The sequence below is a fragment of the Streptomyces sp. SID1328 genome, from assembly GCF_009865595.1.
Classification (GTDB): Bacteria; Actinomycetota; Actinomycetes; order Streptomycetales; family Streptomycetaceae; genus Streptomyces; species Streptomyces griseoluteus.
The window spans coordinates 1-7,401 of the sequence record NZ_WWKH01000748.1 but is presented as its reverse complement, the minus strand read 5'-3'; the positions used below and the strand labels follow the sequence as shown (position 1 = coordinate 7,401).

The 7,401-nt window shown below is 73.4% G+C and carries 6 protein-coding genes and 1 pseudogene; 4 read left to right on the top strand and 3 right to left on the bottom strand.

Annotation, left to right across the window (positions count from 1 at the left end):
- Positions 1-484, bottom strand: a 484-nt coding sequence (locus GT030_RS24015) for a bifunctional DNA primase/polymerase (RefSeq protein WP_161202877.1), incomplete at its 3' end; no start/stop codon positions are given.
- Between the two features lie 282 nt (positions 485-766).
- On the opposite strand from GT030_RS24015, the gene GT030_RS24010 reads away from it, so the two are divergent.
- The gene (locus tag GT030_RS24010; RefSeq protein ID WP_161202876.1) at positions 767-2,152 is read left to right on the top strand and encodes a transcriptional regulator; all 1,386 of its coding nucleotides are present in this window, start codon (positions 767-769) and stop codon (positions 2,150-2,152) included.
- A gap of 127 nt (positions 2,153-2,279) precedes the next feature.
- Positions 2,280-3,746: a hypothetical protein gene (locus tag GT030_RS24005; RefSeq protein ID WP_161202875.1), complete on the top strand. Its 1,467-nt coding sequence runs from the start codon at positions 2,280-2,282 to the stop codon at positions 3,744-3,746.
- A 20-nt stretch (positions 3,747-3,766) separates the two neighbouring features.
- Here GT030_RS24005 and GT030_RS24000 read toward each other — a convergent pair whose 3' ends face one another.
- Positions 3,767-5,086, bottom strand: a complete 1,320-nt coding sequence (locus GT030_RS24000; protein ID WP_202460494.1) for an ABC transporter substrate-binding protein — start codon at positions 5,084-5,086, stop codon at positions 3,767-3,769.
- A 117-nt stretch (positions 5,087-5,203) separates the two neighbouring features.
- Between GT030_RS24000 and GT030_RS23995 the strand changes: the two genes are divergently transcribed.
- Both GT030_RS23995 and purU read left to right on the top strand, forming a co-directional pair.
- Positions 5,204-5,704 carry a hypothetical protein gene (locus tag GT030_RS23995; RefSeq protein WP_078858347.1) on the top strand — a complete coding sequence of 167 codons (501 nt, stop codon included), beginning with the start codon at positions 5,204-5,206 and terminating at the stop codon, positions 5,702-5,704.
- A 70-nt stretch (positions 5,705-5,774) separates the two neighbouring features.
- Entirely contained in the window at positions 5,775-6,668 is an 894-nt protein-coding gene (gene purU / locus GT030_RS23990) for a formyltetrahydrofolate deformylase (RefSeq protein ID WP_135791906.1), read from the top strand.
- A 21-nt stretch (positions 6,669-6,689) separates the two neighbouring features.
- Here the strand turns inward: purU and GT030_RS23985 are convergent.
- Positions 6,690-7,401 (bottom strand): annotated as a pseudogene (locus GT030_RS23985) (MDMPI N domain containing protein); the annotation flags it as partial.

Below are 7,401 nucleotides of genomic sequence, written 5' to 3'. Positions count from 1 at the left end.
GCGCGGCCGCCGCCCAGCCGACCTGCCGCACCAGCTCGGGCGCCTTCGCCGCGCCGCCCGGCAGCACGAGGAACTGCATGCGCCGGTCCGGGGTGAGGGTCACTGGGCCGAGGTTCAGATCCATGCGCCGCATCCGGGCCAGCGCCAGGAACCCGGCGCTCTCCGGAACGGACAGCGCGTCGAAGGTGCGGCCGGTCGGCAGCAGGATCGACGCCGAGGGCTGCTCCCGCCACATCTCCCGGACGACCGCCGGGCTGCCGGTCGCGCGCGTCGCCCAGTCGGGGCGCGTGGGGTGCGCGCCGGGCGCGGGACAGACGGTGTCGCCGCAGGAGCAGTACCGCACGCCGCCCGCGTCCACCAGCCAACTGCCCGCCAGCACGTCCCAGTGCCGCTCCTCGGCGTACGCAACGGCGGTCTCCAGCAGGGATCCCCCGCGCGGGCGCGGAATCCGGGCCGCCTCGGGGCCCGCGGTCGTCTCGTCCACGTCCCACTCAACTGCCGCGTCCAGCCGGAGTTACGGCCGGGCCGTGCGCCGGGGCGGCACACCGGCCCGGTCGCCGGGGCGCACGGGAGCACGGGCGGGGGCGCGCGGGAGAGACGAACGGGCGGCGCGGGTAACCAGGGAGGGCACGGGGCGCCCGGGGGAGACGGCTTTACCCCGGCAAACCGCACATGTCGCGCATTGACGCTATGTCGACTGGGAAGTGATCTGCAGACCGGAACGACCAGTGATCTTCACGCTCCAGGGGTTCGCAGGGGGTAGCGCATGGCCGCGAGGCCGCTAGTGGCGAGGCAGCCGAACGAACGGCTGCAGGCACTCATCCAGGAAGCGGGGTGCTCGAACGCGGGGCTGGCCCGGCGGGTCAACATGTGCGGCGCCGAGCACGGACTCGACCTGCGCTACGACAAGACCTCCGTGGCCCGCTGGCTGCGCGGCCAGCAGCCGCGCGGGCGCGCCCCGGCGATCATCGCGGAGGCGCTCGGCCGCAAACTCGGCCGTACGGTCACGATCGACGAGATCGGCATGGCCAACGGCAAGAACCTCGCCTCCGGGGTGGGCCTGCAGTTCTCGCCGACGGTCCTCGGGGCCATCGAGCAGGTCTGCGAGCTGTGGCGCAGCGACGTGGGGCGGCGGGACTTCCTGTCCGGCTCCTCGGTCGCCGCCTCCGCGCTGGTCGAGCCCAGCCGGGACTGGCTGATCTCCGCGCCGGACGCCCAGGTGGCCCGGCAGGCGGGCCCGCGCGTGGGCCCGGCCGACGTGGCGGCCGTGCGCTCGATGACCCAGGCGCTGGTCGACCTCGACCACCAGTACGGCAGCGGGCATGTGCGCCCGGTCGTCGTGCACTACCTCAACAGCGTGGTCTCCGGCCTGCTCGCGGGCTCCTATCGGGAGGCGGTCGGGCGGGAACTCTTCGCCGCGGTCGCCCGGTTGACCGAGCTGGCCGGGTACATGGCGGTCGACACCGGCCAGCCGGGCCTGGCCCAGCGGTACTACATCCAGTCGCTGCGCCTGGCGCAGGCGGCCGGGGACCGGGGGTACGGCGGCTATGTACTGGCCGCCTCCATGAGCCACCTGGCCGCCGAACTCGGAAACCCGCGCGAGATCGCCCAGTTGGCGCGCGCCGCGCAGGAGGGCGCCCGGGGCCGGGTCACCCCGCGCGCGGAGTCGATGTTCCACGCGGCCGAGGCGCGCGGGCACGCCGTACTGGGCGATGTGCGCGCCGCACAGGCGTCCGCCGGGCGGGCCATCTCGGCGCTGGAGCGGGCGGACGCCTCCCACGGCGACGACCCGGTGTGGATCGCCCACTTCGACGAGGCCTATCTCGCCGACGAGTTGGCGCACTGCCACCGTGACCTCGGGCAGGCCGAGGCCGCCGCGAGATACGCCCGGCAGGCGCTGGAACGGCACCCCGTCTCGCGGGCCCGGCGCCGGGCCATCGGCTATGTGCTCCTCGCCACGGCCCAGGTGCAGCAGCGCGAGATCGAGCAGGCGTGCGGCACCGGCATGAAGGCCGTGGAACTGCTGGAGACGCTCCGCTCCGAGCGCGGCACCGAGTACCTGGAGGACCTCCAGCAGCGGCTGCAGCCTTTCCGGGACGAGGCGGTGGTACGGGAGTTCGGTGCGCGACTCGACGTCCGGCAGGCCGCCTGAGCAGTCGGTGCGCCCGAGTGCCCTTGTGGGAAAGGGCACTCGGGCGCTGAGCTGCGTGGCACCGGGCTCCGCGGACCCGGTAGCGTGAGCCGACGATTCCGAACGTCCTTCAATCGTAGGAGTCCCGGTGACGCAGAGTGGACAGGGCGATGAGCCCTCGGCGCGACCCGCGCACGAAGGCATCGTGCTGCCCTCCGACGGAGGGGAGCCCCTGCTGCCGGGCATGACGGGGACGCCCGCGGTACCCCCGGGCGGCCAGCCCTGGGGCGGCTCCTGGGGCCCCGGCCAGGACCAGCAGCAGCCCCAGCACCAGCAGCACCAGGGCTGGCCCCCGGCCGCCGCGCAGGAGTGGCAGACCCCGCAGCAGCCGTCCGGTCCCGGCCCGATGCCGCCCGAGGGCCCCACGTACGACGCGCAGGGCTACGGCGGCGCGCAGCCCTACCCCCAGCAGCACCAGGGGTACGGCAACGACGGCTATCCGCAGCAGTCCGCGCCGCTGCCGCCGATGGACGAGGCGGCCACCCAGTTCATGCCGCCGGTGGGTCCCGGCGCGGGCCAGGGTCCCGAGGGCGCGACCCAGTACCTTCCGCCGGTCCCCTCCGGCGGCGCCGACCAGGCCGCGACGCAGTACATACCCCCGGTGGCGTCGGGCGCGCTGCCGCCCGAGGCCACCGGGAACGACGGCCGTCAGGGCTACCCGCAGCAGCGGCCGGACGAGGCGGCCACCCAGTACATCCCGCCCTACCAGGCCGGTGCCGACGACGCCGACCGGCAGCCGCCCGCCGAGTTCGACAACCTCTTCCGGGGCACCCAGTACGGCGCCGGCGCCGCCCAGGGTTCGACCCAGCAGATGCCGCGCGTCCCGGCCCCGGACCCGCGTCCGCCGGCGCCCATGGTCTCGGCCCAGCCCGCCTACCGCCCGCCGACGGACCACGACGACGACGGCGGACGGCGCGGCGGCGGACGGACCGGTTCGCGGCTGCCGCTGATCGCGGCCGTCGGCGTCGGCATCGTCGTCCTCGGCATCGGCGCGGGCGCCCTGCTCAGCGGCGGCGGTGACGACGGCGACGACAACCGGCCGGTCGCCTCCTCCACCCCGGCCAGCGAGAAGCCCTCCCCGTCCGCGTCGGCCGCCGACCCGGCCCAGCCGCAGGCGGCCGAGCTGGACAAGCTGCTCGCCGACAGCGGCAGCAGCCGCTCCACCGTGATCCAGGCGGTCGAGCGCATCAGGCAGTGCCAGAACCTCGACCAGGCCGCCGCCGACCTGCGCGGCGCCGCCCAGCAGCGCGCCGACCTGGTCAACCGGCTCGGCAAGCTGTCCGTGGACAAGCTGCCGAACAACGCCGAGCTGAACGCGGCGCTGACCGCCGCCTGGCAGGCGTCGGCCGCCGCCGACAACCACTACGCGCTCTGGGCCCGGCAGGCCAAGAGCAAGAAGGTCTGCGGCAAGGGCCACGCCCGCTCGACCAACCACACCCAGGCCGGCAACGCCCAGAGCGGCACCGCCAGCGCCCAGAAGGCCAAGGCGGCCCAGCTCTGGAACGCCATCGCCACCAAGTACGGGCTCACCACCCGCCAGCCGACCCAGCTCTGAGGACCGGGCGCGGCCGGGGGTCAGCCCACGTCCGCGCTCTCCAGCGTCCGCGTCATGTCGCCGCCCGCGGCGGCGGCCGTGCTGCCCCGCCGGACGGCGGTCAGCCTGCCCTCCCGGACCACCTGGAGGGTGACGTCGGCGTTGACCAGGCGCGGGAACCCGACCGCCGCGAGCCGGGTCTCGTCCGGCCAGTGCAGGGTCGGGGTGAGCCCGCCGGTGGACACCTTCAGCCCGCCGTCCAGGGTGTGGCGCACCGTGTCCGGGGTCACGTCGCCGTCGCCGATCCGCTCCAGCGCGGCCCGCAGCACGGTGTAGGCGATCCAGGTGGTCTGCACCCCGGCGTCGGCCGGGTCGATGCTGTTGTCGCCGAACGCCTCTTTGCTGATCACCTGCTTCATCGGGTTCCAGCGCGGATCGGACGCCACCGGGTACCAGCCCGTGATGTACGCCCCCTCGTACGGGCCCGAGGCGCCGCCGGTCGCGTTGATCTCCGTCTGGTCGACGCTGCCCAGCACGGTCGCCGTGCGCACCGGGGCGTGGTCGGCGCGGGCGCGGCGGAAGGAGTCCATGAACGTGTCGGTGCGGTCCCCGAGCGCGGGCACCACGCACCCCTTGCGCGCCGGGTCGGCGGTGGCGCCGCGCAATGCCCGCTCGGCCTGGTCGCCGTACTCGGTGGCGTCCTCGGCGGCGAGCTGGTCGGTGGCCGCCGGGTGACCGCCCGCCTTCAGGCCCGAGTCGAGCAGGGCGGGCAGCTGGTCCCCGGCGATGCTGTCCGGCCGTACCAGCGCGACCGGGCCGCAGGCCGTGGCGAGCGCCTGCCCGAGCCCCGCCAGCAGCGCGGGCTGACCGCCGTTGACCGGATAGGAGTACGGGCCGGTGAACTCGTCGCTGGTGACGCCGTAGCCGCCGATGTAGGGGATGCCCGCGCTCTCCAGCGGGGCGAGGAAGGAGTCCCCGAACTGGCTGTAGGAGCCGACGACCGCGACCACGTTCTCCGCCGCCGCGCGCCGGGCGCACTTGGCGGCGCCCACGCTGTCGTTGTGCTCGTTGCAGGTCAGCACGGTGAGCGTGCGGCCGCCGACCCCGCCGTGCTTGTTGAGCCACTTCGCGTACGCGCGGGCCATGGCGGGCATGCCGGGCTTGTTGGTGGCGGCGGTGTTCTGCGGCGCCCAGGTCATCACCCTGACCGTGCCGTCCCCGGCGCCGCCGTCCGTGCCGGGCACGGTCCCGCAGCCGGCGGTCAGCGCGGCACAGAGGGCCAGCGCGCCCGCGTACCGGGCGGCCCGCCGAGGCCGGGGGGAGGAGGGGAAGCTGTCGGGGGTGCGTCGCCTGCCGGTCATGGGCCGCCACGATTCCCGCACATCCCCAACCGGGGAGTGACGCCCGGTCGACTATGGGTGACACGACGGTGAACACCGGGGGCGGATGTGGCCGATGTTGTGCGGAACGTACGATCGATGACCGTGCAAGGTTCGGAGAACTCTTCCCGTCGCGGCCGTCGCTCCTCCACCATGGGCGGCATGCCGCTTAACGACATGCCGTGGTGGCGCTGGCGCAGCAACGTGCGCTCCGCGCTGCACATGCTCTCCGACCCGGCCTTTCAGCGCGACGTCTGGCTCGCGGGCGTGGAGGGGTACGGGGACGTCACCGACGCGGTCTACCGGCTGGTGGAGGACACCTGGCTGGACAACTGGTCGGCCGAGAAATACGTCGGCACCATCTTCCGGGACTCGCAGGAGGCGGCGCTGGTGGACACCGCCGTGCTGCGGGTGCTGCGGATCATGCACCAGGTCGGCCCGGACGCCCCGGTCGCCGTCTACCTGGAGCACCCGCAGTGGCCGGAAGCGGTACGGGCCGCCCAGGACGCCCATCTGCGCCTCGCCGCCAGCGACGGCGACGACCCGGCGGCCGTCCCGCGCAGCCTGGAGGCCCTGCGCATCCTGACCACGGCCGTCTGAGGGCCCGCCCGGCGTCCGGCTGACGGACACGGGCCCCGGCCGGGCTGCCCGGCGTGAGATCGTGTAGTGCATGAACGAGCAGCCCAGCCGAGCCGCCGCCACGGCCGACACCCTGGCGGACCAGTACGTCCTCACTCTCTCCTGCCCGGACAAAAAGGGCATCGTGCACGCCGTGTCGAGCTACCTCTTCATGACCGGCTGCAACATCGAGGACAGCCAGCAGTTCGGCGACCACGACACGGGTCTGTTCTTCATGCGCGTCCACTTCTCGGCGGAGGCCCACGTCACGCTGGAGAAGCTGCGGGCGAGCTTCGCCGCGATCGGTGACTCCTTCCACATGGACTGGCAGATCAGCAGGGGCGACCAGAAGATGCGGATCGTGCTGATGGTCAGCAAGTTCGGGCACTGCCTGAACGACCTGCTGTTCCGGGCCGGCACCGGGGCGCTGCCGGTGGAGATCGCGGCCGTGGTGTCCAACCACACGGACTTCGAGGAACTGGTGGGGTCGTACAACATCCCCTTCCACCACATCCCGGTGACGCGGGACACCAAGGCGCAGGCGGAGGCGCGGCTGCTGGAGCTGGTGCGGGAGGAAGGGGTCGAGCTGGTGGTTCTCGCGCGGTACATGCAGGTGCTGTCGGACGATCTCTGCAAGGCGCTCAGCGGGCGGATCATCAACATCCACCACTCGTTCCTGCCCAGCTTCAAGGGGGCGAAGCCTTATCACCAGGCTCATGAGCGGGGGGTGAAGCTGATCGGGGCCACCGCGCATTACGTGACCGCGGATCTGGACGAGGGGCCGATCATCGAGCAGGAGGTCGAGCGGGTGGGGCATGAGCTGCGGCCCGATCAGCTGGTGGCCATCGGGCGGGATGTGGAGTGTCAGGCGTTGGCCCGGGCGGTCAAGTGGCATGCGGAGCGCCGCATTCTTCTCAACGGGCGCCGGACCGTGGTTTTCGCCTAGGGGATAAGCCTGCTGAGCTTCTTACATGCGGCTCAGCGATGCCGTGGCCGTCAGTACGTCCCTGATCGCTTCCCTGTCGCCCCTCTGGCCCGCTGTCGTCTCCTCGGGAGTCAGGTGGCCTGCTGCCAGGCGGCAGAATTCGACTCCGTCCAGGGCCACGTGGGCCACCTCGTGTTCGGGGGTGGGGGCGGCGGGGGAGTCCAGGGGGATCAGCCATTGGCCGCCTGCCGCGCCCTCGATCTCCAGGCGGAGGCTGCGGCCGGGAGTGGCGGGCGGGGAGGTGCCGCGGTGGGCGGCCACTGCCAACGGGAGCATGCGGGCCGCCAGTTCGATCATGCGGCTCAAGTGCCGTGGGGCGGGTGGTTCGTAGGGGTAGTCCACCGCCTTGGCGATGTCGTCCGCGTGCACCCAGCACTCGAAGGCGCGGTCCACCATCGCGTCCCGCAGGGGCAGCGTGAAGTCGCCGTAGCTCACCGGGAATCCGCCCCCGCCGCCGGTGAAGGACACCGTGCGCAGCAGCTGGTGGCTCTGGTCCCGCCAGCGGGCGCGTACCGCGCGGGTCTGCGGGAAGTGCGAGGCACGCCAGAACGCCTCGGTCCGGCCCGCGGGCCCGGCCGCGCCCGTCACGTCCGGTTCCGCCGTGGTGACGGTGTCGGTCAGCGGGTCCTCCAGACCGAGCGCGGTCGCCACCATCCCGTCGACCGACAGCAGGCGCGCGATCACCCCGGCGACC